Below are 26623 nucleotides of genomic sequence, written 5' to 3'. Positions count from 1 at the left end.
TGCCGCCTTATGACTTTAATATTATTGCGCTAAAGTTAATTTGACCAAATACTGATCTTCCCCATCCTCAAAAATAATCTCACTCTCCCAACCCGTTTCTTTAGCGATAGTTTCTATAGTTGCCTCATCAACATAAATCCAGTTAAACCAATTGCCTTTCTCCCCTTTATATTCATATTGGTAAGAAACCTCCCCGTAATATTGGTTAAGTGGCTTTGGCATATCTTCATACAAATAAGCGATATCCGAAGAATCGAAAATGACTTGCCCGCCCGGATTTAACAGGTTTTTAATATTGATTAAGAATTCCTTAAACCCTGGCAATGTTCCGGTTAAGCCAATACCATTCATGAGTAATAAAATAGTATCAAATTTTTGCTGATAGCTGAATATATCCTGAACAAAGGCTTTCTTTACACCACGGTCTTTCATAATATTTACCGCAGCCTCCGAAATATCAATAGCGGTAACATCTATATTAAAAGCTTGTAACAGCAACGCATGACTCCCTACTCCTGCACCAATATCCAATACCTTACCACTACACATATGCAAAGCCTGAAGCTCTAACACCGGCATATCTTCATCATCTCTAAAGAAAAATTCTACAGGCATCTCCTCTGGTTCTCCATAAGAATTGTGCAACCAAAGCGTGTCTGCCTCGCCAGTTCTATATACATCGGTTAAAGCCTTACCAAAAACATCCATGGTGCAAAGATAAGGAACAAGCAGCAGAAAAAAGGAAAGCAGAAAGACTCTAACCGGCGCTCTTGATACTAAATACCCGATACTTTTTAACAGTACTTAGTATTTAGTCGTTAGTATATAGACAATTAGCCTAACCATGCACCCAATCTTGATACTTGATACTTGATACTCGATACTAACCTAAAGTTCAAACTCCTGATGATACTCCGGAATAGCCACATGTTTAAAGCCATGATCTTTTAATCTGGTGGCAAAATTTTGCTGTACATCATATTCACCATGAACCAGGAAGAGCCGTTTCACTTTCGCTGGATCCTGACAAGATAAAAACTGCAATAAATCTTCGTAATCGCCATGGGCACTCATCGATTTGATCGAGCGAACCTCTGCTTTTACTTCGTAATCCTCTCTAAAAATATCGACTACTTTTTGCCCTGCAATTAATCTTCCTCCTAGAGAAGAAGGCTCACAATACCCCACCATCAATATGGTATTTTTGGCATTACTGATATTGTTTCGGATGTGGTGTTTTACCCGACCAGCCTCTGCCATCCCCGATGCGGATATGATTACACATGGCCGTGGATCATTATTTAATGCTTTAGATTCCTCTAAACTTTCAATAAACCGTAATCCTTTAAAGGCAAAAACATCATGATCAATTTTCAGCGTTTCCTTTACGCCATTATTATAAACTTCCGGGTGACTTTTTAAAATCTCGGTAGCTTTTGATGAAAGTGGACTATCAACATAATATAGTACATCAGGAAGCTTTCCTTTCAACTCTAGCCCATTTAAGGCGTAAAGTAATTCTTGCGTTCTACCTACGCTAAATGCTGGGATGATCACTTTTCCCTTTTTAATTTTGCAGGTGTTCTGGATGATTTCTAAGAGCATATCCTCGATGGGATCAAGGTCTTTATGCAGCGAATCACCATAAGTAGATTCCATTAAAATATAATCTGCCTGTGCAAACTGTTGAGGACTTTTTAAGAGTAAATCGCCATAACGACCTACATCACCTGAGAAAGTAACTTTAGTTGTTCTCCCTTCCTCTGTGATAGTCAAATGCACAGCGGCACTCCCTAAAATATGACCAGCATCGGTAAACTTTAGCCGAATGTGAGGTTCTATTTCGAAATCTTCTTCATAATCTACAATTTTCATTTGACTAACCGCCTGTACCACATCATCATCAGTGTATAAGGGTGCTTCAGGTTCTTCGCCCTGACGGAGGTGGCGGTTGGCAAATTCGGCATCCTGCATTTGAATCTTCGCAGAATCCATCATTAAAATGCGGGCAAGATCCATAGTAGCTGCCGTGCAGAAAATTTTCCCACTAAAACCATCAGCTACTAATTTGGGTAATAACCCACAGTGATCTATATGTGCATGAGACAATACCAGATAAGTAATCTTACCCGGATCAAAACCAAAATAATCATTTAGTTTTTCTGTAACTGCACCCATTCCTTGAAATAGGCCACAGTCTAGTAATATTTGGGTATTATTTTTTAAAGTAATGAGGTGCTTACTTCCCGTAACTGTACGGGCCGCACCGTGAAAAGCAATCTTCATTTAACAGCGGTTAGAAATATGTCAGAATAAAAATGCCGGATATTTCCGGCACTTCCAATTCTTTATGCATTTATTTCTGCTATTTTATCTTTAACCTTATCTGCAACTCCCGCTGCTTTATCTGCAACACCAGCAAGCTTCTCTTTTGATGCATCTAGTATTCCAGCCAACCAATCTGAAACTTTTCCTTTAATTTCACTGGAAGAATCTGAAGATAATGCCAATGCAATGGTTGCTCCAAGTGCAGCTCCTGCTAATACGCCTACTATAATTTTTGTTTCCTTTTTCATAATAAATGATTTTAAATGGTAATTCAATTAACACTTGATTATTTTATCTGAGCAATACCTGATTGATAATTAACAACTTTAGTTTGTCAACATTAATAACATAAATTTGCCACAGCTGTTTTATTTTTTACAACATTCAAGCCAAAATATATGAAAAAAGTCTTTTTTATTGATTTAGATAATACCATTTACTTTACTAAGCCGAATGAAAAACAGCTTATGGGTGGCTTATATGCACTTTTAGCGGGCGAAGATCTCGGTATTACACCTGAGCAATACCTTTTAGCCAAGGCCGATATGCTGAGAACGCCGTTTCAAAAAGTAGCCAAAAAATATGGTTTTAAACAAGAGGCAGTAAATCATGCCATTCGATACCTCAAAAATGGGGAAGTAACCGAAGCCCTTTCCCCAAGTGAAGATTACCCCCATATCAAAAATTTAAAAGGAAGAAAATTTATAGTCACTGCTGGCTTTTTAAAGAAACAAACAACTAAAGTAAAAATGCTAGGCATAGCCGATGATTTTGAAGAGCTTTATGTGGTTGATGCCAGCACATCTAACGAAAGTAAAAAAGATGCTTTTGAAGCATTAATTGCGAAACACAATCTAAACCCTGATGACATTTTGGTAATTGGCGACGATGCTGAATCGGAAATTAAATTTGGACTGGAACTCGGTCTTTCTACCTTTTTATTAGATCCTGAAAACCTGCACCCCGAAGCTGAAACTACGTTTCGTGCTAAAAATTTAAAAGAACTGGCAAAAGCAGCTGGCCAATAAAAATAAAAGTCCCGACTTTCATCGGAACTTTATTGAATTATCCTCTTCCGCCTCGTGAAGGTCTGCCTCCTTCTGAACTTCCTCTTTCACCACCCCTATTTTGTTGTTGAGGGGCTTCCGATCTTCTTTGCTCCTGGCGTTGTTGCATTTGTTGTTGCTGTTGTTGTGCCCTCTGTTGCGCCTGCGCTTCTCTCTGTTGTTGTTGTGCTTGCTGACGTTGTTGGTCTTGTTGCGCACGTTGCTGTTGCATCTGTTCGTTGTTGCGTTGTGCCCTTTGTTGCTCCATCTGCTGGCGTTGCTGCTGCATTTGCTCGTTACGTTGAGCCCTTTGCTGATCTGCTTGTTGCTGGCGTTGTTGTTGCGCCTGAGCATCACGCTGAGACCGCTGCTGCTCCATCTGCGCAGAACGCTGTTGTTCTACCTGTTGCTGGCGTTGTTGCATTTGCGCATCACGTTGGGCACGCTGTTGTTCCTGGCTTACACGATCTTGTTGCGTTCTTTCAAAACGTTGATTTTGCTGCTCACGTTGCTGCTGCTGAGTTCTTTCGGCACCTGCCTGTCTGTTTCTCCAATCAGCATTGTTGTTCTGATCTGCACGCTGTGTTCTACCATTGCCATTATTGTTAAACCTATCATCTCTGCTGGCAGAAGAATTATTGCCACGATTGTTATTAGGTTCATTTCCTCTATTTGGCTGACCTACAGAGCGGTCTGGTCTTGTTCCAAATCTATTGTCGTTACCATTATTATTTCCTCTGTTATCGCGATTCGCCATACCTTCTCTTCCATTTCTGGTAAATCCGGCATTCCCCCTATCAAATTTCTTCGGAGCGGCACTTCGGTTATCTACATTGCGATCTGTTCTTGGTCTGTAAATTGAAACCTCACGTCCACCTACTCTGCTTGCTCCTGGCCTACTGCTTTGTGAGAATCTATACACCCGCACATCACGATTGGTTGCCCGTCTGATATCTTCCGCTCTTGGACCACCATAATATGTTCTTCTGTTATATACATAAGTATTATTGATGATGGTGGTATTGCGGATGTAAACATTGTTTCTTCCGTAGTCATATCTTGGGAAAGTATTTACATAGATATTGGCCTGTGGAATAAAGTTCCAGCAATAATCAGGAACTACGTATCTTCTACCAAAACTGATGTTAATACTGATACTCGGTGCCATTGGTGCCCAGCCATAGTAACCATCTCCACTTCTCCAATCAACCCAAGCAGGACCCCAGTTGGTATCTGGTAACCAAATCCATTGTCTGTAGCTATTATATACCCAACGGCCATAGTGGAAAGGTGCCCAACCCCAGTCGTAATTTGAAACCCAGGTATTTCCGTATTCGGTCATTACCCACCTACCATTGGTGTAGTAGGGGCGAAAATCTGCCTGATTTACATCTGGCCGCCAAACGTACCCGTATTGAGGATCCTGAATCCAGGTTCCATAGGGAGAAAGTTCATCATAAAAAGTTTGAAGAGAGACGTTGCCATCATTGTAATATTCATCATCCTGATAGCTATCAGGATAGCCCTGCGCCCTGACTAAGGTAGTGGTTCCGGCAAGGAGCGCAAAAAGCCCCAGCACAAGTGCCGATTTTTTCAGTGTTTTCATTTGTGTGTTTTTTATATTAACCTAACATTGTGTGTGTATCAATTAGAGAACCAAAACCATTTAAGGTTTAATATGCTTGCATAGTTTTTTGGTTTTCCTTTAAATATTGCTCGTAAGGGCATATTTAACTTATATTTAACGTTTTGCGACGAGTATAATTGTGCAGAAAAGAAGTCATTTAAAAATAAAATTTGCTACACCACTGCTTAAAAAATAGATTATACTGCTCCAAGCCGAAACTTTAAAACTTAAATTCTATTTATTGTCAGTATTTTTGCGCTATGCAAAACGGCACTTTATATCTTATTCCTGTTCCTTTAGCGGAAGAAGCAGCACATAAAACCTTTACCCCCTATTTGGTAGATACCATCAACCAGATCGACACCTATATTGTTGAAAACAGTAAAACGGCGAGGAAATTCCTGAAAGAAGCAGGATTGAAAACACCTCAAAAAGATTTAATAGTACACGATTATGGCAAACATAACCGTAACAATCTGTCACCCTTTTTTGCGGAGCTTACCCAGGGAAAAGATGTAGGCTTAATGAGTGAGGCTGGCTGTCCGGGCATTGCCGATCCAGGGGCAGAGATTGTTGCCGAAGCACATAAAAGAGGCATAAAGGTAGTTCCATTGGTAGGGCCAAGCTCTATTTTACTGGCTTTAATGGCATCTGGCTTTAATGGTCAAAGCTTTACCTTTTGGGGATACCTTCCTATTGATAAAGAGCAACGCAGTAAGCGCATTAAAGATTTAGAGGTATCTGCTACTCGGTATAAACAAACCCAATTGTTTATTGAAACCCCTTTTAGAAATAATCAGCTGCTGGAAGATATTTTAAAAAGCTGTAAATCCAACACGCAACTTTGCATTGCCTGCAACATCACAGCAACAGATGAGTTTATCAAAACACAGAGTATTGCCCAGTGGCGTAAAGAAGAAGTAGATTTACATAAAAAACCGACCATCTTCTTGCTTTCTTAATCCATATGATGAAGCCTTTAATACTTCAGGTGAGCACGGATATCCAGCTGGAATTGATTAACAGGCATCATGCTGAGGCTTTGTTTTCCTGTATCGATGCCAATAGAGCTCACCTGGGGCAATTTTTACCTTGGGTAGAGCACATGAAGTCAGTTGCAGATGTTATGGCTTATATTCAAAGTTGTGAACAGCTTCAGGAAGAAGATAAGGAGATTAGCTTTGTTATTATTCATCAAAATAAACTTGTAGGCAGAATTGGTTTGCATCATATTCAAACAGCCAATCGCAATGGTGCCATCGGCTATTGGCTAGCCAAAACAGCTGTTGGTAAAGGTATTATGCTCAATTCCTGCAAGAAAATTCTTGATCACGGCTTTGGCGTAATGGGCCTAAACAGAATTGAAATTAAGGCAGCAACCGAAAACCGGAGAAGCCAGGCCATCCCTGAGAAATTAAATTTCGTAAAAGAGGGTATTTTGAGGCAGGCTGAACTGGTTAATAATAAATTTCTCGACCTCGTGCTTTACGCTATGCTGAGGGAAGATTGGACAAATTAGATTTCGCGTAATACTTTTACCATATAAGCCACATAAGAATTATAAGCTGCAATGCTAATCATTCCATCAATCACAACTGATTGGGAGTCGTTTTGGCTGAAAATTACCTTTTAGTACATTCCGCAGGCGCGAGAATGACGACTGTTTGTGGTTAAGGAATTGGAAATAAGAGGCTTCCTATCTATACATTCCCTTACCATCAATAAAATCAATCACTTTATCTGGCAGGAAAAACTGCACATTCTTTTTTTCCTTTATCGCTTTGCGAATAAATGTGGAGGATATTTCCATTAAAGGAGTTGATGTAAAAGTAATGGCAGGATGGTTTTCCCATTCGCTCACATCTGCTCCCGGCCTTGGGTAAACGTAAATTTGGTAATTTTTAAGCAGTACTTCATAATTTTTCCATTTTTTGAATGACACCAGGTTGTCTGCTCCCATAATTAAAACAAATTCCCTGTCCGGATATTTCTCATGCAGATGCGTGAGGGTATCAATGGTATAAGAAGGTTGGGGTAGCGTGAATTCGATATCGCTTACGCGGATATGTTCAACATTTTCGGTAGCCAGCCTGGCCATTTCCAAACGGTCGTACATATTCGTTAGGCCTTTTTTATCTTTTAAGGGATTATGTGGTGAAACCACTAACCAAACTTCATCAAGTGCTGTATAGTTGGCCAGGTAATTGGCCATAATTAAATGCCCAGTATGTATGGGGTTGTACGAACCGAAAAAGAGGCCTGTTTTCATGTTTACCAAAGAACAGTTACGTTGTAAAGTTTAAAATTTTGGTCCATAGTTAAAATAGTTATTTTTTCAGAAATACCTTGAGCAATAAGGATACGATCAAATGGATCTCGATGTTGAAAATCCAGTTCATTTAACGTCTGAATATGATTGAAAGTAATGGGTAAGATTTCTATTTGATTTTCTGTAAGAAACTCTTCTAGCTTATCGAATCCCCCGGAAAAAGATAGCTTTCCTAATTTGGATTTAATAGCGATCTCCCAAATACTGGCAATACTGATAAAACATTGATTTTTTAAGCTCTGAATTTCTTTAATTACTCCTTTAGGAAGATTGGGATCGCCGTTTATAAACCAGATAAAAGTATGTGTATCTAATAAAAATGGCATTTACATATAGTCCTTAAAATCGTCTAATGGCTCATCAAAGTCATCATTGATTTGAAAAAATCCTTTTGCATAGCCAAAATGCCTTTCCTTCTGTTTTTTGCCTTCTCCAGACTTTTTCCTAAGTGAAGATACAAAATCAGATACTTGCTTCTTCAGGTCTGAAGGCAGGGCAGAAATCTGGCTATACAATTGAATATCAGTCATAATATAAATATAAGACTTTTAATGTTTACTCAAGATCATTTATTCAAAAAGTCCGAAACAAGCTGCTCTGCTTCTGCACAGGCAATATCCAAATCGAAATTCTTCAATACTACATCAAACTTATCTGCATACTGAAGTTCTTTTTCGGCTTTGGCAAAGCGTTCCTGCAATTTTGCAGCACTGTCGGTTCCACGGCCGGCCAAACGCTCTTTAAGCACTTCTAATGACGGAGGTTGAACAAAAATAGCTAATGCATCTTCTTCATATTTTCTTTTTAAACGCAAGCCACCTTCTACATCAATATCAAAAATTACATGTTTATCGGCATCCCAAATGCGCTGAATCTCCGAACGCAACGTTCCATAAAATGTTCCGTTGTATACCTCTTCAAACTCTACAAAGTCGTGTTGTGAAACACGGTGCAAGAATTCTTCTTTAGAGATAAAATAGTAATCCTTTTTATGTTGCTCAGTGCCTCTGCTTTCGCGTGTGGTAGCAGAAATAGAAAAACTCAACTCAGGGAATTTGGTTAAAAGATGTTGTACAATTGTTGTTTTACCTGCTCCAGATGGTGCCGAAAATATAATTAATTTGCCTTGTTTCATTTTATTAAGACTAAAGACTAAAGCAGAAAAACCAAAGATTAGGCTTTGGTTTTGCGCTTTGAGCTGCTATAATACGTTTAGTAATTGTTCTTTAATTTTTTCTAACTCTTCTTTCATTCCCACCACGAACTGTTGCATTTGCGCATCATTTGCTTTGGCACCCATGGTATTAATTTCTCTTCCAATTTCCTGAGAGATAAATCCCATTTTCTTTCCGTTAGCTTCTTTACTGTCTAAAGTTTGCAAGAAATAATCACAGTGGCTTTTCAACCTCGTTTTTTCTTCAGTAATATCAATTTTATCAATGTAATAGATTAATTCCTGTTCAAAACGATTCTGATCAATATTTACCTTACCTACTGCATCATCTAAAAACTGAGCAAATTTATCGCGAATAGCAGTAATTCTTCTCGGTTCCAGTTCTTCTACTGATTTGAAATAAGACAGAATATTGGTAATACGAAGTGCAAGATCTGCCTTTAAAACAGCTCCCTCATCTTCTCTAAATTGATTGAAATTGCTTAGTGCCTGTGTAAACACTTTGTACAGATGATTCCACTCATCTTCGCTTACACTCTCCTCTTTGTAATTAATTACATCGGGAAAGGTTAAAGCCGTTTGTAAAAGATTGCTGCTATTGGCATTCAGCGATTCGTTTACCGCAATTAATTGGTTATAATAATGACTGAGTAATGCAGTATTGATGGTAGCCCCGGTAACTTCGCCGCCATTTCTTTCTACGGTGATACTTAAGCTTACCTTACCTCTTTCAATGTCTTTACTACAGATATTTCTAATAATCAGTTCCTTTTCAGAAAAAGCCTTAGGGAATTTTAAATTCAGCTCCAGAAACTTGCTGTTGAGCGATTTGATTTCGACACTGTACTTTGCATTTGCATAATCAGCTGTTGCTAAGCCGTATCCCGTCATGGATTTAATCATGCGCAAAGCTAGCTATAAATAAGAGATAACACAAAAACACAATAGATAATAATTAAATAGCTTATACTAATTTTTTTAGCGCTTTGATATTGATTACTTTTGATATACTTTCATACACTATTACCAACTGAAAAGTGATTACATGAAAGAATCATTTAAGAAAGCTTTCAGCACGCTAATGGGCAACGATATTATGAATGTTTTTAACTAAAAATCAGTGTAATTTTTTGAATCTAAATTAAAAGCTCATGAGTAAAATCAATTTAAAGGGAGTGGAGATAAGCATAGTGGCAAAAAACGATCAAGATTACATCTGCCTTACAGACATGGTAAAGGGTGAGGAAGGCGTAGACCATATAAAAAATTGGATGCGGAACAGAAACACAGTTGAGTTCCTCGGAATTTGGGAAAAGTTATACAACCCAGATTTTAAAGGTGTCGAATTCGACACCTTTAGAAAAGAAGCCGGCTTAAATAATTTTACCCTAACACCAAAAAAATGGATTGATGCCACGGGAGCCATTGGTATAATTTCAAAATCAGGAAAATATGGGGGAACCTATGCTCATAAGGATATAGCTTTCGAATTCGGGACATGGATTAGTCCGGAATTTAAGCTTTTGCTGATACAGGAATTCCAAAGACTAAAGGACTTTGAGTCAAAACAACTGAATCAAGCTTGGGACGTACGTCGTGTTCTTACAAAAGCAAATTACAGGGTTCAAACAGACGCAATAAAAGACGTATTAATACCAGCCAAAAATCTCCCAAAGGATAAGGAAGGTTTTCTATACGCTACGGAAGCAGACCTATTGAATCAAGCTATGTACGGATATACCGCTAAGCAGTGGAAAGAAAATAATCCGCAACTGGCATTAAATGGTGAAAATATGAGGGATTACGCTACAGTCCACCAACTGATCGTATTGAATGGTTTGGAGGTTGTAAACGCAGAACTCATCCGGGCCAATATGAGTATTGATGACCGTTTCAAAATATTACGTAGATCTGCAATTCAACAATTAAAGTCTCTACAATCTTCAAAAAGCATTGAAGATGCGGATGCCGAAAGCCCAAACATGCTGAGGGCTATTGTACATAAGAAGGAAGACCCAAAGAAATAAATATGTATATAAAGACCTATACAATGTTTACTACTACTTTAAAAAAAAAGTCTTACAATGCATTAAAGAATGATAATTAATCTAGCTCATTTTATAATGGAAAGGTAAGAAAAATTAGTGAACTGTTTTTAGATTGATCGCTTCCCCAGTGGCAGGGTTTTCTAACATAGATAGTATTGTACTGAACGTAGTTGCCTTTAATTTTTCTAAATCGGTAGCCTGTAAGCCATCTACCGGTATTGCCGTTCCAAACTTCATGTCAATAATACCAGGGTTTAATAATAAGGGGTTTTTACGGGGTAAATGTTCTTTGCTATTCAAAATAGCGAAAGGCATAATAGGGGTTTGAGTTTCTATAGCTAAGCGAAAAGCTCCATCGTAAAAGGGTGCCAAAGGCTCGTCGGTTTTATTCATTGTTCCCTCCGGAAAAATTAAAATGGACTGTCCATCGGCTAAATCCTTTCTCAGCTCTGCTACCGATTGGTCTCTACTTTCCCTGCTGCTTCTATCAATCATCACCACCAAACGTTTGTAAATCCAGCCAAAAACCGGAATCTTCAACATTTCTATCTTTCCCAGCGGACTAAAAGCCTGCGGGATGCAGATTACTATCGCTACAGCATCCAGAAAAGAACCATGGTTACCAACATAAATGTAAGCCTTATCGGTATCTATGCTTTTTCTACCTTGACTGCTAAACCATAAAAAAGTTGACAGACTAAAACCCCAGGCCCATACCTTAAGAAAAAAGAAGGCCATCTTCCTGCCTGTTTTTTCTTTAAACAAGGCGGTAGATAACACAATGAAGGGACAAACCAGCAGCATTAACAGGAAAAATATCAAGCCTGAATACAACAAATAAATTAGCCCAACAAACTTTCTCATGCGGATTAACGTTTTTTTAACAACTTTCCCAGTTAACAATTGTTAATTTTACAAAAAATATCTTATACCTGATGAAAGCCCTCAAAATCTTTTCCTGTTTACTGGTTACCTTAATTTGCTTTAATTTTGTGGCGCGGAGTCAGGATTTTATTGTAAAGGGTGTAGTGATTGAGCGGGGTTCTAACATCAGAATTGCACTGGCAGAAATTACCAACATGCGCACGGGTATAGGCGTAGGTAGTAATGATATGGGCATGTTTCAGCTGAGAGCTAAGGTTGGCGATACGCTCTACATTTCTAAAAGAAACCTGATAGATCAACGCGTAGCGGTTAACGGCACTCAAGACCTTATTATCTATTTAATAAGGGAAACGACTACACTGGATGAGGTTACCGTAAGGGGAAATACCAAGCAACAGGACCTGGCTGAAATTAAACAGGAGTTTAAAAATAAAGGCGTTTATAACGGTGGTAAAACCAAATTTCTCTCTGCTGTTTTCCAGCCTTTAAATGCCCTGTATAATCTTCTGGGTAAAGACCCTAAAAATGCAAGACGTTTTGGTCGTTATGCGGATAATGAAATTAAGCAAAGCCAGATTGATCAATATTTCAATGGCACAATTATCCAGAATAATACCGATTTAAGAGGAAAAAACCTGGAAACTTACATGTTAAATTGCCGACCAGAATATGAAAAAGCCCAGTTCTGGAACAGCTACGATTACATCAAATACATTAAGGAATCTTCGAAAAAGTTTACAGATACGCTGGGAAAGGGGAAGTAGTTTGGAGATTGGAGTTGGGAGTATCGCTCAATCGCCTTTAGCAGTTTGCAGTTCTCAGTTCTCAGTTTGCAGTAAACAGTTTGCAGTCGCGGTTAAACAATTTAGCAATTAAACAGTTAAGCAATTCAATGACTCTAGCAGCTTAAAGTTAACCGATAAACTAGATACTCAACGCTTCGCAAGCTTTCTCTGCCGCCAATTTTTCAGCGTTCTTCTTGTTGTAATCGCGTCCTGTACCATGCTTTTCTCCATCTACAATGGCACTGATGGTAAACAATTTAGCGCTTTCACCCTCATCGTTCTGTACGAGCTCAAACATCACATCTTTACCATGGCGCTGACACCATTCTATCAATTTACTTTTGAAATTGGTTTCAGTAAGCTCTAATGTATGAATATCGATGTGTGGCTTAACAATTCTGCGCAGTAAAAATTCTTTGGTAAAATTATAGCCCTTATCCAGGTAAATGGCTCCAATAATGGCTTCGAAGGCATCGCCCAGCATAGAATTATGCTTGGTTTGAACACTCACGGATCTCTGATCGAATTGAATGAGTTTATCAAACCCGATCTTCTTTGCCAATTGGTTTAAGTTTGCCCGGTTTACAATCTTCGATCGCATTTCAGTTAAAAAGCCTTCCTCTTTGTAGGGATAATGTTTAAAAAGTAGCTCTGCGATCACAGAGCCCAAAACAGCATCCCCTAAAAATTCGAGCCTTTCATTACTACTTCGACTTCCATTCTTTAAAACTTTGGCCACAGAACGATGTCTGAACGCCATTTTATAAAGCGCAACATTGCCCGGAACAAAGCCCAAAATGTTCTTAAGCTTTTTTACAAACTCCTTTTCAGGAGAAATATAAAGTTTATATAATTTGAATATCGGCATTAAATAAATAACACAATTAGCGGCTTATGAGCATATTTAACTAAGTTATCTATTTTTAGTCAGCATACAAAATTATAAAGCAAGCTGCAGGATTAATCTTCGTATTTTTTGAAAATTACCGAAGCATTGTGCCCACCGAAACCGAAAGTATTGCTTAACGCCGCTCTAACTGTACGTTTTTGAGCTTTGTTGAAAGTGAAGTTCAGTTTTGGATCAAACGCAGGATCATCTGTAAAGTGATTAATTGTTGGAGGAACAATATCATTTTGTACAGAAAGAATTGCGGCAATTGCCTCAATTGCTCCAGCTGCCCCTAATAGGTGACCAGTCATAGATTTTGTCGAGCTGATATTCAGTTTGTAAGCATCCTCACCGAATAAATCTGCAATGGCCTTGGTTTCACTAATATCACCCAAAGGTGTAGAAGTTCCATGAACATTGATATAATCGATATCGGCAGTACTTAAACCTGCGTCTCTTAAAGCGTTAGACATTACCATTTTAGCACCTAAACCTTCAGGATGTGGAGCGGTAATGTGATTTGCATCAGCACTCATTCCACCACCCACAAGTTCGGCATAAATTTTTGCTCCCCTTGCTTTTGCGTGTTCAAGTTCTTCTAAGATAATTGTTCCAGCGCCTTCACCAGCAACAAAACCATCACGGTCTTTATCAAACGGACGTGAAGCTGTAGTTGGATCGTCATTACGTGTGGATAATGCATGCATGGCATTGAAACCACCCATCCCCGCTTCATTAATGATCGCCTCAGAACCACCACTGATAATTACATCGGCCATACCCAAGCGGATATAGTTAAATGCATCAATCATGGCATTGGTTGAAGAAGCACAAGCAGAAACGGTTGCAAAATTTGGCCCACGTAAGCCGTATTTGATAGAGATATGCCCTGGGGCAATATCAATAATCATTTTAGGAATAAAAAATGGATTGTATCTTGGCGTACCATCTCCCTTAGCGAAATTTGAAATTTCATCTAAAAAAGTTTTCAATCCACCTATGCCAGCACCCCAGATTACACCGATACGGTTGGTATCCAGATTTGTAAAATCAAACCCACCATCCTTTACCGCCTCCTCTGTAGCTACAAGAGCATATTGTACAAACGGATCAAGCTTACGGGCTTCTTTTTTCTCCAAAAAGTCTTCTGGATTAAAGTTTTTTACCTCACAAGCGAATTTAGTTTTGAACTTTTCAGTGTCAAAACCTTTAATAGGAGCGGCACCGCTCACTCCGTTAGTCAACCCTTCCCAAAAATCAGGAACATTATTGCCTATAGGAGTGAGCGCACCCAAACCTGTTACTACTACTCTTTTTAATTCCATTTATACTGAAAAAGCGTACTTTCTATTTAACGTTTTTTTCCAAATAAGCGATTGCTTGACCAACTGTACCGATGGTTTCAGCCTGATCATCAGGAATGGCTACATTAAATTCTTTTTCAAATTCCATAATTAATTCTACGGTATCTAAAGAATCTGCACCCAAATCGTTGGTGAATGAAGCCTCTGGTGTAACTTCGCTTTCATCAACACCTAGTTTTTCTACGATAATAGCCTTTACTCTTGAAGCAATATCAGACATAATTTTATAATTTAATGGTTAAATAATTCTGTGCAAAGAAAAATAAATTCTTACAATTTTCAAATGTTTTTATTTCGACACGTATTTTTGGCATCTTAATAACACAACGAATATAGAATTAGTTTTTTAATTTCGTTCTGTTTAAAATTTATTTTACCTTGAATAAAACTTACCTAAAATTAACCTTAGACCTTGATTTTATATTAATTGCGATCACAGCGCCATTAAAAGACTATGTATTGTGCCACAAAATTAATACGAGATTAAACACTGAATTTGAGAAGGTAGAAGATCATGAAATATTTTTTAATATTGACGAACCGGCCTGGTCTTTTTCCAAATATTACTTTTTTGTAGAGCAAGGAGAGGTAGAATATTATTTAATCAGCAACAGAAGTAGCGACGGACTGCTGATTCCGGAGATGTCTAACGTAGATTTTTTCATGATTATTAGAGAATTTATTGACAAAGAAGATCTTAATTATTTAATTGCCGGATTAAACAAACTGCCTGATATACAGGTTGCTGCAAAGATAGAGCCTACCAAATTGAAGAGCAGGGAAAATTTGGTAATATAAAAATTATATACTTGGTGTATTAATTACACTATATTTGAGGGTTACAAACAACGAACAGAAGAACAAAATATATAAAAATTGATGTAGTTTAATTACTTTAGATAGTGAATTAGCGACGAATAAACTACATTGCTAAAAATCAATTATTAAATGAAACCTTTTCATTCCAGAACCAAAATTGTTGCCACACTTGGGCCAGCATCGGCAAAACCTGATGTATTATACAGTATGTTTAACGCAGGTTTAGATGTTTGCCGGTTAAATTTTTCACATGGTTCACAAGCAGATCACCAAGCGGTTTTAGACACTATCCGCGATCTTAATAAAAAATACGATTACAATGTGGGTATCCTTGCTGATTTACAAGGGCCTAAAATCCGTATTGGCTTAGTTAAAGAAGGTGGTATTAACCTGATTAACGGAAGCACAACTGTCATCACCACCAATGAATGCATTGGTAACGAAGAACGCATTTATATCACTTACCAAAACTTCCCTCAAGACGTTCAGGCTGGAGAAATCATCCTTTTAGATGATGGAAAACTTCAAATGAAAGTTTTATCTACCAACTTAAAAGATGAGGTAGTTTGTGAGGTTGTTCACGGTGGTATTTTAACATCAAGAAAAGGAGTTAACCTTCCGAACACTAAAGTTTCTATCCCTTCTTTAACTGCTGAGGATCGTGAAAACTTAGAGTTTGTATTGGAAAATAATGTAGAGTGGATTGGTTTATCTTTCGTTCGTAAGGCAGAAGATATCATCGAGCTTAAAAAAATTATTGCTGAGCGTGGTAAAACTGCCCGCGTTATTGCTAAAATTGAGAAACCAGAGGCCATTGCTAATATCGATGAGATTATTGCAGTTACTGATGGTGTAATGGTTGCCCGTGGTGACCTGGGTGTTGAATGTCCGATGGAAGAAGTTCCATTACTACAAAAAATGATTGTTCAGAAATGTAGGGCGGCTTCGAAACCTGTAATTATTGCTACTCAAATGCTTGAAAGCATGATTACAACTCCTCGTCCAACCCGTGCAGAGGTGAATGACGTGGCTAACTCTGTTCTAGATGGTGCTGATGCTGTGATGTTAAGTGGAGAAACTTCGGTAGGTGAATTCCCGCTGATCGTTATCGAAACCATGCAAAAAATTATTCAGAACATTGAAGAGAACAATTATCCGTTTAATCCAGATAAATTCTTAAAACCAAAATCACCTTCATTTTTAAGTGATGCAATCTGTGATTCGGCTTGTTTCTTAGCTAAGCAAACCAATGCTGTAGGTATTGTATCGATGACTTTAAGCGGTTATACTGCCTTCGAAATTTCGAGCCACCGTTCAGAATCATTGGTGTTTATTTTTACCAGCAACAGAGAATTATTAAACACAGTTAGTTTACTTTGGGGTGTTAGAGGTTTTTATTACGATAAGTTTGAAAGCACTGATAATACCATTATTGAGGTGAACGACTTCTTAAAGAGCAAGAAATTGGTTAAAGCAGGTGATATCTTAATCAACACTGCAGCCATTCCAATGGAAGTTAAGGGAAAAACCAACATGTTGAAAATCACTGTAGTTGAGTAATCCTTTCTAAAATAATTAATAAAAATGCCCGGGTTATGGCCTGGGCATTTTTGTTAACCAAATAAAAAATATATTTTTGCAACCCGCTCGGAGAGGTGTCAGAGTGGTCGATCGAGCACGCTTGGAAAGCGTGTGTACTGCAAGGTACCGCGGGTTCGAATCCCGCCCTCTCCGCCAATAAACAAAAAGCACTGATTTACAGTGCTTTTTGTTTATAATAGTAAAGCAAAATCGAACGCTTAATTACCACATGTTCTTTCGAATGCTCAAAATCTGAAAGCAAAGTTTATTGCAAAAAACTATCCATAAACCCGAATATTGCCTTTGTCTGCTGCATCAGGCTAACATGGCTTTGATTGGGAATAATGACCAGATGCGATTTTGGCATAGGTTGCATGTCTGCAGCAACTCCCCCACCCAATAATTTATATGTTTTAGCCAATTCGATTTTATCCATCCCATCATTATCGCCTGATATGATTAATACAGGAGCCGTGATTTTAGCAATATTGGCGTCGCCCAAATTATATGGCTCCCCAGCTAAAGCAATCATCTGCTCGAGGAACTTGTTCCATTTTGTCTTATCTGGTGCCACTGCATCATAAGCGACTTGCAGAGGTGAGTTTGCAAAAAACTCAGGCTTCATTTTTTTAAAAATACCTGCCACTTCGGTTACCCAGCCTTCAGTTTTATAAACGGCAGAAATGATAACCAATTTTTTCAATCGTTTAGGACTTTGTATGGCAAACTGGTAGGCGATATGACCACCAAAACTATATCCCGCTATATCTGCGCTGTCAATTTTCAGGTAATCCATTACTTTCTCTACATCGTTGGCTAAAGTTGCCGATGATAATTTTCTATCTGAAAAGGGGGTATGTCCATGTCCTTGCAATTCCAGCGCAATAACCTTTCTTGTTTTCGCTAATTCAGGTATTAGTTGAGCCCAATTCATCTCTATGGTGTAGTAAGCGCCGTGCAATAGCACAATAGGCTTGCCCTCGCCATATACTTCGTAATAAACTTGAGTTCCATTAGCTGGGGCGTAACCACTGCTGCTGGGTTTAACTTGTTGTGCTTTGGATTGAGATGCAGAAGTCATAATGATTGCGATTAGGAGTAATTTAATCAGATTTCCTGGTTTTAATAGTTTTTTCATCATGTTACCCAGTTTAGTTTGATCGTATAAATATCAGGAGCATTTATCAAATCTGTGGGGTGCAAAAATGACAATTTAGGGGCGAATTACGACAGGTGCTTTTATTTATCCATCTCTCCATTATGAAACGTTGCACCATGTAAGTTCATTGTAACAACCACCCCCGCCACTTCACACCCTACCCCACCCATTTAAGAAATGTAAGGGGATTTAAGTTTGATTAGGTTTTAGAGTCATTTTTTTACCGCAGAGTGCGCAGAGAGAAGGCACAAAGTACACAAAGCTGGGCTTACATTTTCTTATGTGGCTTATATGGTTCAAAAATAAAGCACATACTTTTACCATTTAAGACATGTAAGCTCGTTGTAAAAACCACCCCCGCCACTTCACCACCCTACCCAGCCCCTCCTTGAAAAAAGGAGGGGAGCATACTTTTACCATTAAAGGCGTGTAGGCGAATTTAAGTTTTAGAGTCATTTTTTTTACCGCAGAGTGCGCAGAGAGAAGGCACAAAGTACACAAAGCCGGGCTTACATTTTCTTATGTGGCTTATATGGTTCAAAAATAAAGCACATACTTTTACCATTTAAGGCATGTAAGCGCATTGTAAAAACCACCCCCACCACTTCACTACCCTACCCTCCCCCTCCTTGAAAAAAGGAGGGGAGTTGAACGTCGAGGCCTAAGGGAGAGTATTCTTTGTGTACTCCTACCAATAGCGAAACTATCTCTGTGTACCTTGTGTAAAACCAAGGGTTATTTTTGGTAAAAAAGAGCGTACTAAAAAGGCCGCAAGATAACTTACGGCCTTTTGTAAACATTGTGGCGGGTACAATTCTCAGATTGCCCTACTCCAATCACTAAATATTTTAATTCGTAATTTTTGTTGCTCCTGCCATTTCCTGAATCACTGCCAGTGCAGCAGTTTTAGGAACAGCAATAGTTTTTTGTAATCGTTTTACCGGCCAGGTTTTGGTTGCTACATCGTAAACGCCGCCCAGATAGGTAAATTGAGATGCCTCTGGATTGGCCGCCACTTTACCTGTGTTATTACCTTGTCTGTAAAAAGGTTGAAAAGTAGTTCCGTTATATCTTTTGTAATAATCATTATCGCAAATCGCATAACCTACACGGGTAACAGGATCATAAACACTACCACCTGTACCTGCGTAAAACACCACATCGGATGGAACCGTATTAAGATCTACAGTTTTAGTGGCGAAAATGGCTATACCTGCCGGATTTCCACTATTGGCGAGTAAATTTGCTGTTTTTTCACCAATGCCGTCATCTCCATCAAAATCGTTATAAAGTTTACTTACTACCCAGTTCGCCTGGCTAATATCGGTAGAGTTTAAGCCACCAATTAGCTTATATCCGCCCACATAGAAGAAAGTTCCCTTGGCCACTGTTCCTTTGGTGATGTTGAATTTATAGGTTCTTAATCCACCCGTAGCCCAGCCATTTACCGGAAAACCTGTTGGTGTAGATGCCCCTGCATTATTGGTAGTAATTAAAGAAAAAGGTTTTTGCCTGAAATCCAGATCCTGTGTAGCCATTAACTGAATGTACTCATGGTTGGCATCTGTACTTTCTGGATCGGCAAAGTAACCCGTAATAATGGCAGGGTTTGGACCAAGTGGTATAGTTGGATCAACCACAATACTGGTGGCCATAAAATCAGCCTTAATGCGTGGCCAAATTTGTGGAATTCCGGTGGTAGCTGAAGGAATAACAATTCCCCTAACATTAGCAGAATACGGCAATAGTTCGGTTTTAAAAAGCGCAGTGCTATTAATGTTCATCTGCATATCACCAGAACCTTCATTAAGGGTTTTTACGCCTTCAATACGCTCTACACCAATATTAGGTTCAAAGTTAGCGTTATAAACCACTCCAAATAAGCCCTCAAAATTTTCGGGCTTGGCGAGCATGGTCAATGTAGAAACGGGGGTCATTATTACTTTTATACCTGTGGCTACCCTTTGTACATTGGCAGCAGGAATTCCGGTAATTTGTAAAATTCCATTCACCCTTTTCAATACCCCACCCTCTAATTTAATGTGTACAGAATCGCCCGGAACATAGTTTGCCGCAGCTGCACCAATATTGATGGCCATTCCTCTAAGCGAATCGATGGTTGCACTAACCATTCGCGAGTTTTGAATAAACAATAACCCATCAGGCAGGTTTTTGCCCGAATGGTCGGAAGTTACCTGGCCGGCCACTACAGTTGCTGACCTGGTTATTTCTGTAGTTAAGGTCACATCACTCCCCTTGTAAAGCTTACGCAAATCGAGGTTAGAGATATATGGACTTGGTGTGCTGATCACAAAATTATGATCTCCTTTACTGCAGCCAGCAAAGATGGATAACAATGATCCGGCGATAATTAAATGTCTTTTTAAGATCTTTCTCATCGTAGTATCGAGATTAAGGTTTTTGCCACCAAACCAAGGTATTGATATCATCTGCACCTTGAACGGCAATGGCATTTTTATAGCTGGTTGGATTTGTAGATTGTGTAATTAAGGGATAATTTAATCGGGCCGGCATACGCTGACCATTAACCAAACCTGGTCCTTTTGGTAAAATAGGATGCCCTGTACGGCGGTACTCAAACCACTGCTGCATATCTACCAGGAACATGGCATAGTATTTCTGAAGCTGAATCATTTCCATCTGGCTTTTGCTTCCAAATGCCGTTGCCTCTAAAGGTAAGGTTGGATCCCATTGCAAGCCTGCATCGACTATGTAGGAGATAAACCTGGCATCTGTTGGTTTTACAATATAGGCTGGCATCCAATAATTAATGGCATCGGCCATGCCTTTATAATAGTAAGCATCTACAGGCCCGTTAATCCAGCCTTTTGCAGCTGCTTCTGCCTTAATAAAAGCAACCTCAGCGCTGTTCATGATAATTCCTGTATTCTGATCGGTTTGTAAGGTTAGTTTATTCTCTGTATCCGAATTGAAGTGCGTTTGCATAACAATCCCCGAACCTGGAGAATATCCGCTGGATACCCCTACCCAACCATCGGGGCCTCTGTCTATCCCAAAACGAGGTACGCTGGCTGTACCTAAGCTTGGTACCACACAAGGGTGTTCCCAAGTTACCAGCTTGCCTAAAAAAAAATCGCAAACGGGCATGTTTCTAAAATCAACCGCACGGATATTTACCATAAATGGCGATGAGTATACTGCTGTACTGCTATTGGTTCCGTTCCAAAGAATCTTAGCGGTATGGCTATTGTTTTCCATTACCGGATATTCTGCCGGGTTAGTATCTACCATTTGCTTGATCTTTGCGATGGTAGTTGCAGCTACTTCAGCCTTGCCAGACACACGTAATAACAACCTTAGGTATAAGGAGTTACCAAACCTTCTCCATTTCGAAACATCACCATTAAATACTGGGTCGCTGCTAGCTACAATAGCAGTACCTTCCTTCAGCAATTGGTTGGCTTGTTCCAGTTTGGTAAACATATCGGCATAAATATCCTTCTGCTTATCAAACACAGGTTGCAAATTATCTTCTCTACCTGAGTTCGCTTCCGAATAAGGTACGTCTCCGTAAGTATCTGTTAGCAAGGAATAAACCCAGCTCTGTGTAATTAAGGATATGGCCTGATAAGATTTATTTAACGACTCAGGCTTACTGGCAATGGTGTAAATATCTTTTAAATCGGTGAGATTCGTATACCAGTTATTCCAGGTATAATCGGCCAGATTTCTTCTTACATCGTAGCGGAATACCCTACCCTCCGAATCGTTAATCTCAACTGTTACCTGCATCAGCTGGTTATTGAAGTTCCAGTTACGAACCATATTGGTATTAAGTACATTAACCAGTGCAGGTGCTAACAACTGGTGAGCTTCTGCGTTCCTCTTACCAATTGGATCGGTATTTACCTCGGTGAAATCCTTTGTACAGGAAAGCATGGTGAGCGTAAACACGGTTAGCAATAAATAAATGATGGTATTTTTATTATTTTTCATGATTGCTATAAATTAAAGACCAACAACTAAACGTACTCCGTATGTTCGTGTAGAGGGTAACTGACCTGTTTCAAATCCCTGAACGATATCAGAACCGGCAAGCGTACCAAACTCAGGATCGAATGCAGGCCATTCTGACCAGATGAATAGGTTACGGCCATAAGCGCCCAGTGTTAGTTTACTAAAGCCTATTTTTTTAAGGAATTTTTTATTGAATGCATAGGTTATGTTAGCTTCTCTAAACTTTAAATAATCGGTTTTGAAGATACTTCCCTCGGCTTGTCCGCTACCATAAAGCGACTCGTAGTATGCTGCGATATCGGTTGCTATCACATCATTTTTACGGTATGTTCCATCGGCATTTTGAAGTACACCATCTCCAATTACACCATTGTATCTGCCGGGTACCGTAATGGCATGTTTTCCTAAAGAAGCCATTCTCGAAAAGGTAAGCGAATGGCCAATTGCACCCAATTGCGCATCAAACAAGGCAGTGAAACTGATTTGTTTATAAGTAAAGCCTGTTCCGAAACTGAACCTGAACTTCGGTGTAGTATTGCCTAAATAAATCAGGTCGGGGTTTTCTAAAGCAACGCCAGTAGTTGGGTTAAAAACAATCTGTCCGTCTGGAGAACGTAGATATCCCCTTCCATACATATCGCCCATACTGCCACCAACATTAGCCACTACCTGCCCACTACCTAAAGCGCCTGTACGAAGCACCAGTGAACTATCTGATAACTCTTTAATTTTATTTCGGTTGGCAGAAAAAGTTCCGTTAAGTGTCCATTTAAAAGATTTGGTTTGAACCGGTGTTCCATTTACGGCCAATTCAAGTCCTTTGTTATCCACCCTTCCAATGTTTACTACCTGTACGTTATAACCTGTTGATTTGTCTACAATCCTGTTTAGAATCTGATTTTTGGTGTTTCCTGAATAGGCTGCCAAATCGAAGTTTAATCGATTTTTAAATAGCCTTAAATCTAATCCCAGCTCTACAGTAGTGGTGATGAGAGGTTTTAAATTTGGATTAGGTAGTATTCTGGTATTATTAAGGGCTCCATCGGGGTAAATACCATCCGCGGCAGAAAGATAAGCATACTCTGTTCTGTATGGAACGGTACTTCCACTTCCTACCTGCGCAATTGATCCTCTTAATTTAGCGTAGCTGATGGTTTTTGGAAGTTTCCAAACATCAGAGGCAATGAATGCTAAACTTGCAGATGGATAGAAGAAACCTACGTTATCGGTTCTGGTAATGGTTGCTAAGGTACTGTTCCAATCCTGGCGGGCAGTAACATCTAAGTACAGGTAGTTTTTATAACTCAATGAACCCGTGGCGTAGAAACTATTAATCCTGTATCGTGCGGTATCGGGTGCATAAACCAGAGGACTTCGGTTATTATCTAATGAATAAACGCCTGGAATGATTAATCCATCAGCTCTGGTTTCTAACCTGTTATAACTATTACGTAACTGACTCCCACCTAAGCTGGTTGTCATATCCCAGTCTTTACCAAACTTCTTATTGTAGCGCAACATAAAATCTGCACTAATTTCGTAAGAGCGGATATTACCTACTCTGTAGGAGCCTTGAGCAAATTTATTTCCTGCAGCATCCCATGGGCGCATGGTTTCACGCACATCATTATTCAAATCTGCCGATGCCCTCAACATTAAGCTTAATTCTGAGGTGATTTTATAATTTGCCGATAGGTTACCTAACCAGCCATTACGCCTTTGTGCATTAAGGTATTGCTCTGAAATGGCATAAGGCGCTTCGGGGTTGGTGGTTGTAATGTTTACAAATTGTTGTAACTCTTTCCCGGTTACCCAATAATCTCTGTACCAATCTACGTTTACATTGGGTTGAGCAAACATAAACCAATACATTAAGGATTGATTACCATAACCTGTAGCAGGCAAGTTATCGCTATTTCTGTTGCTATATTGCCCCTTAAAGTTTAAGGTTAATTTTTTAGCAATGGTGGTATTGGCGTTCAAGGAAACGGTTGTTCTTTCTAAACCTGTATTGGGAACAATCCATTCGTTATTGCCATGGCTTGCAGATAAACGCAGGCCAACACCTTTATATGTTCCATCCAAACTAACAGAGTTTGTCGATTCAAATCCGGTAACAAAAAATGCATCAACCGGATCTTTATATGCTACCCAAGGGGTACGTTCAGCTCCCCGGGCCTTGGTTACAGGATCATATTGATAAAACATACTACCTGCTGAAAAGGCAGGCCCCCATGTTGAACTTGTTGCATTGGTACTGGGTCCATCAGGACTTGTTCCGTACGAAAAATACGAGTTGCCATAAACTCCGGCACCGAATTCCTGCTGTCTATCAGGCCCGCTATTTACTTCTTCCCAGGCGCTATTAGAGGTAAAAGTAATGCCTAATTTCTTTCTTCCAACCGTTGCAGATTTGGTGGTAATGATAATGGCACCGTTTGCACCTCTCTGACCATAGAGTGCCGAAGCTGCAGGCCCTTTAAGTACCGTAACGTTTTCAATATCATCAGGGTTTAAATCATTTAATCCGCTACCAAAATCGGCAGGCATAATATCTCCTGATGTACCATAAACACCCCCACCTGTTGCCGAGCTACGCCTGGCGCTACTACTGGCCACTACACCATCAATTACGATTAAGGCTTCATTATCGCCGGTAAGGTTGTTTTCTCCCCGCAGGATAATTTTATTTGAACCAGCCGGGCCACTATTCCTCACCAGGTTTAAACCTGCAACCTTACCAGATAAAGCGTCGGTCCAGTTACTGGCAACTGCATTGGTAAATTCGGTGCTATCTAATTTGTTTACTGCATAACCAAGAGAGCGCTCTTCACGTTTAATACCCAAAGCAGTAACCACCACCTCGTTCAGTGTATTTTCTCCAGCTTTAAGGCGAATATTAAGCAGGGTTGTATTTTGATTAACCACTCTCTTAACAACCGAATAGCCAAGCATGCTGAAATTTAGCTCCGTTCCTAAGGGTACGTTTACGCTAAATTCGCCATCATTGTTGGTTATTGCGTATACTTTCTTGTTGGCATCCATAATGTTTACGCCTGGCAAAGGCTGGCTGTCTGCCTCATCAACTACCTTGCCCTTTACTGTAATATTTTGCCGGGTTTGTAAAGGGGAAAATTTCATTTTTTCATCAGCCCTTATCTGATTTGGCTGGACAAAAAAGAGTATCAAGATCACACAAGTTATTCTTGTGGGTACAAGATACTTAAGGCCTTGTTTCACAAGGTGCTCAAGTAAATTTTTCTTCATTAGTCAGTTTTAATTGGTTTCCTTTTATTGCGGCAAAGGTTGATTTTTAACTTAAACCAAAAGTTAACTGGGGATTAAAAGAAGTTACTTAAACAAACGGCAGATCACAGGGCAACAAATCAACCACAAAGCATTAGCTAACAAGTGGTTACTGTAAAAGAAAGTGAATGAAATTTAATTTTGATAGATTTTATGCAACAATATTTTTATTCAAGGGTAACATCAAATTAAAACAGAAGACATTTATTCCGGATAAGAATGTGTTCAAAAGTTTAAAACGTTTTAGCCTATTGTTTTCTCATCTCCTTTAGCTTAGCTTTTACCAGGTTATTCCTGATATCCTGAAAAGTTTCCTGATAGACTTGAATATGCATTTCAATATCGGATAGCTTACTTAGGTACTCCACGTACAATGCCTGTAATCTCAACCGGCTTGCTTTAACTTCATTTAAATCGTTAAAGGCATTTAAGGCTTCCTCCTGAGTCATTTCGTCACATTTGTTTGTTTCTAAAAAACACTCCAGTTTACTGAGGATTGATTTTAAATATTCGTGATTGTTTCGGTCTATTCCGTGCATAAAATTGGTTAGTACATACAACGCGAAGGGCTTCGCTTTGCAAGATGAGGCGTAATTGATTGAGATAATTTGATAAAATTCGGTTCAGAAAAACCCGATTAATAAATTAATTTACAGGGTTCTAATTGGTTAAAGGATTTTAAACCGCACAACAATAGGCTCCGCGTAGCAGAATATTTTTTCATGTTAATTCATTATTAGTTATCTGGCTTAAAGCAGCCATATTTTTTCCGTTTTCCGATGGAATAAGTAAAACTAAAATTTTAATGTAAACAGGGCATTAAATTACGTTAACTTCTTGCGCTTATAGGAAATATATCCTTTTCTAGTTGTAGCGTCTCGGTACTACTTAATAGTTTCTCTTTTCCTCACCACTGGAAGGGCTCGTAACTTTTTCTTGGCAAAAAGGTACCCAAACCGAGCCTTAGCGAGCTCATAAATGCCATTAAAAGCAATAAATACTAATGAATAAACCCAAGGCTTGCATCCTTTCTTGGCTAAGATCATCCGAATGCTATTGGCGGAAATATTTGTGTTATAGGTTTTGGGTTACGTGTTATGGGTTGTCAATGCCTAAATAAGGTTGAATGATGTTAGTTTGCTATTTGAAAAACTCAGCGTGGCTATGCGCCCAGACTCGTAACCCACAGCTCAGTGTTGTCCGGTAAAATTCTGAATTAGTTAAGAAAGTTCGTCCTAGAGTTTTCAAGGCATATTTTTTCCTGTTAGATAAAAGTAAGCCCCC

General features: G+C 39.1%; 25 protein-coding genes and 1 tRNA gene. 8 read left to right on the top strand and 18 right to left on the bottom strand.

Going from position 1 to position 26623, the window contains the following annotated elements; translation table 11 throughout:
* Positions 1-21: 21 nt before the first annotated feature.
* The 3 genes from BMX11_RS13205 to BMX11_RS13195 form a co-directional block, all read right to left on the bottom strand.
* Complete coding sequence (locus BMX11_RS13205) at positions 22-708, bottom strand: class I SAM-dependent methyltransferase (RefSeq protein WP_090885038.1); 687 nt, start codon at positions 706-708, stop codon at positions 22-24.
* Positions 709-888: 180 nt separating this feature from the next.
* Positions 889-2286 carry an MBL fold metallo-hydrolase RNA specificity domain-containing protein gene (locus BMX11_RS13200; RefSeq protein ID WP_090885036.1) on the bottom strand — a complete coding sequence of 466 codons (1398 nt, stop codon included), beginning with the start codon at positions 2284-2286 and terminating at the stop codon, positions 889-891.
* Between the two features lie 62 nt (positions 2287-2348).
* On the bottom strand, positions 2349-2576 hold the full coding sequence (locus BMX11_RS13195; protein WP_090885034.1) for a YtxH domain-containing protein: 228 nt from the start codon (positions 2574-2576) through the stop codon (positions 2349-2351).
* Between the two features lie 150 nt (positions 2577-2726).
* Between BMX11_RS13195 and BMX11_RS13190 the strand changes: the two genes are divergently transcribed.
* Positions 2727-3356, top strand: coding sequence for an HAD family hydrolase (locus BMX11_RS13190; RefSeq protein ID WP_090885031.1), 630 nt, complete (start codon positions 2727-2729; stop codon positions 3354-3356).
* Between the two features lie 37 nt (positions 3357-3393).
* Here BMX11_RS13190 and BMX11_RS13185 read toward each other — a convergent pair whose 3' ends face one another.
* Entirely contained in the window at positions 3394-4980 is a 1587-nt protein-coding gene (locus BMX11_RS13185) for a DUF6600 domain-containing protein (RefSeq protein WP_090885029.1), read from the bottom strand.
* Positions 4981-5261: 281 nt separating this feature from the next.
* Between BMX11_RS13185 and BMX11_RS13180 the strand changes: the two genes are divergently transcribed.
* Together BMX11_RS13180 and BMX11_RS13175 are read left to right on the top strand one after the other, a co-directional pair.
* A complete protein-coding gene (locus BMX11_RS13180; protein WP_090885027.1) occupies positions 5262-5963 on the top strand; it encodes an SAM-dependent methyltransferase in 702 nt (233 codons plus the stop codon).
* Positions 5964-5968: 5 nt separating this feature from the next.
* Positions 5969-6520: a GNAT family N-acetyltransferase gene (locus BMX11_RS13175; protein WP_245738666.1), complete on the top strand. Its 552-nt coding sequence runs from the start codon at positions 5969-5971 to the stop codon at positions 6518-6520.
* 177 nt (positions 6521-6697) lie between these two features.
* Here BMX11_RS13175 and nadD read toward each other — a convergent pair whose 3' ends face one another.
* The 5 genes from nadD to BMX11_RS13150 all read right to left on the bottom strand — a co-directional run bounded on the left by nadD (position 6698) and on the right by BMX11_RS13150 (position 9395).
* On the bottom strand, positions 6698-7270 hold the full coding sequence (gene nadD, locus BMX11_RS13170) for a nicotinate (nicotinamide) nucleotide adenylyltransferase (protein WP_090885025.1): 573 nt from the start codon (positions 7268-7270) through the stop codon (positions 6698-6700).
* A 2-nt stretch (positions 7271-7272) separates the two neighbouring features.
* Complete coding sequence (locus tag BMX11_RS13165; RefSeq protein WP_090885024.1) at positions 7273-7656, bottom strand: type II toxin-antitoxin system VapC family toxin; 384 nt, start codon at positions 7654-7656, stop codon at positions 7273-7275.
* Positions 7657-7860: a type II toxin-antitoxin system VapB family antitoxin gene (gene vapB / locus BMX11_RS13160; protein WP_090885023.1), complete on the bottom strand. Its 204-nt coding sequence runs from the start codon at positions 7858-7860 to the stop codon at positions 7657-7659.
* Positions 7861-7895: 35 nt separating this feature from the next.
* On the bottom strand, positions 7896-8465 hold the full coding sequence (gmk, locus tag BMX11_RS13155) for a guanylate kinase (RefSeq protein ID WP_090885022.1): 570 nt from the start codon (positions 8463-8465) through the stop codon (positions 7896-7898).
* A gap of 66 nt (positions 8466-8531) precedes the next feature.
* On the bottom strand, positions 8532-9395 hold the full coding sequence (locus BMX11_RS13150; RefSeq protein ID WP_090885020.1) for a YicC/YloC family endoribonuclease: 864 nt from the start codon (positions 9393-9395) through the stop codon (positions 8532-8534).
* Between the two features lie 260 nt (positions 9396-9655).
* On the opposite strand from BMX11_RS13150, the gene BMX11_RS13145 reads away from it, so the two are divergent.
* Positions 9656-10531: a KilA-N domain-containing protein gene (locus BMX11_RS13145; RefSeq protein ID WP_090885017.1), complete on the top strand. Its 876-nt coding sequence runs from the start codon at positions 9656-9658 to the stop codon at positions 10529-10531.
* A gap of 114 nt (positions 10532-10645) precedes the next feature.
* Here the strand turns inward: BMX11_RS13145 and BMX11_RS13140 are convergent, their stop codons facing one another.
* Positions 10646-11416, bottom strand: coding sequence for a lysophospholipid acyltransferase family protein (locus tag BMX11_RS13140; RefSeq protein WP_139180186.1), 771 nt, complete (start codon positions 11414-11416; stop codon positions 10646-10648).
* A gap of 71 nt (positions 11417-11487) precedes the next feature.
* On the opposite strand from BMX11_RS13140, the gene BMX11_RS13135 reads away from it, so the two are divergent.
* Positions 11488-12201: a hypothetical protein gene (locus BMX11_RS13135; RefSeq protein WP_090885013.1), complete on the top strand. Its 714-nt coding sequence runs from the start codon at positions 11488-11490 to the stop codon at positions 12199-12201.
* Between the two features lie 160 nt (positions 12202-12361).
* On the opposite strand, the gene rnc is transcribed toward BMX11_RS13135, so the two are convergent.
* From rnc to BMX11_RS13120, 3 genes are all read right to left on the bottom strand, one after another.
* The gene (rnc, locus tag BMX11_RS13130; protein WP_090885011.1) at positions 12362-13090 is read right to left on the bottom strand and encodes a ribonuclease III; all 729 of its coding nucleotides are present in this window, start codon (positions 13088-13090) and stop codon (positions 12362-12364) included.
* Between the two features lie 92 nt (positions 13091-13182).
* Positions 13183-14436 carry a beta-ketoacyl-ACP synthase II gene (fabF, locus tag BMX11_RS13125; protein ID WP_090885009.1) on the bottom strand — a complete coding sequence of 418 codons (1254 nt, stop codon included), beginning with the start codon at positions 14434-14436 and terminating at the stop codon, positions 13183-13185.
* A 22-nt stretch (positions 14437-14458) separates the two neighbouring features.
* The gene (locus BMX11_RS13120) at positions 14459-14695 is read right to left on the bottom strand and encodes an acyl carrier protein (protein ID WP_008508386.1); all 237 of its coding nucleotides are present in this window, start codon (positions 14693-14695) and stop codon (positions 14459-14461) included.
* A gap of 158 nt (positions 14696-14853) precedes the next feature.
* Between BMX11_RS13120 and BMX11_RS13115 the strand changes: the two genes are divergently transcribed.
* The 3 genes from BMX11_RS13115 (at position 14854) to BMX11_RS13105 (ending at position 17031) form a co-directional block, all read left to right on the top strand.
* Positions 14854-15273, top strand: a complete 420-nt coding sequence (locus BMX11_RS13115; protein WP_090885007.1) for an IPExxxVDY family protein — start codon at positions 14854-14856, stop codon at positions 15271-15273.
* A 150-nt stretch (positions 15274-15423) separates the two neighbouring features.
* Positions 15424-16854 (top strand): pyruvate kinase, encoded by a 1431-nt coding sequence (gene pyk, locus BMX11_RS13110; RefSeq protein WP_090885005.1) that lies wholly within the window; start codon positions 15424-15426, stop codon positions 16852-16854.
* Positions 16855-16943: 89 nt separating this feature from the next.
* Positions 16944-17031, top strand: a tRNA-Ser gene (locus tag BMX11_RS13105).
* A gap of 109 nt (positions 17032-17140) precedes the next feature.
* On the opposite strand, the gene BMX11_RS13100 is transcribed toward BMX11_RS13105, so the two are convergent.
* From BMX11_RS13100 to BMX11_RS13080, 5 genes are all read right to left on the bottom strand, one after another.
* Positions 17141-18016 (bottom strand): alpha/beta fold hydrolase, encoded by an 876-nt coding sequence (locus tag BMX11_RS13100; protein ID WP_245738665.1) that lies wholly within the window; start codon positions 18014-18016, stop codon positions 17141-17143.
* Between the two features lie 866 nt (positions 18017-18882).
* On the bottom strand, positions 18883-20433 hold the full coding sequence (locus BMX11_RS13095; protein WP_139180185.1) for a DUF5689 domain-containing protein: 1551 nt from the start codon (positions 20431-20433) through the stop codon (positions 18883-18885).
* 13 nt (positions 20434-20446) lie between these two features.
* Entirely contained in the window at positions 20447-22012 is a 1566-nt protein-coding gene (locus BMX11_RS13090; protein WP_090885000.1) for a SusD/RagB family nutrient-binding outer membrane lipoprotein, read from the bottom strand.
* Positions 22013-22024: 12 nt separating this feature from the next.
* Positions 22025-25174, bottom strand: coding sequence for a SusC/RagA family TonB-linked outer membrane protein (locus tag BMX11_RS13085; protein WP_245738664.1), 3150 nt, complete (start codon positions 25172-25174; stop codon positions 22025-22027).
* Between the two features lie 413 nt (positions 25175-25587).
* Positions 25588-25878, bottom strand: a complete 291-nt coding sequence (locus tag BMX11_RS13080; protein WP_139180184.1) for a hypothetical protein — start codon at positions 25876-25878, stop codon at positions 25588-25590.
* Between the last annotated feature and the right edge of the window lie 745 nt (positions 25879-26623).

This window comes from Pedobacter rhizosphaerae, assembly GCF_900111155.1.
Lineage (GTDB): Bacteria > Bacteroidota > Bacteroidia > Sphingobacteriales > Sphingobacteriaceae > Pedobacter > Pedobacter rhizosphaerae.
The sequence above is the reverse complement of the archived record's forward strand: the minus strand, read 5'-3'. Positions and strand labels throughout refer to the sequence as shown.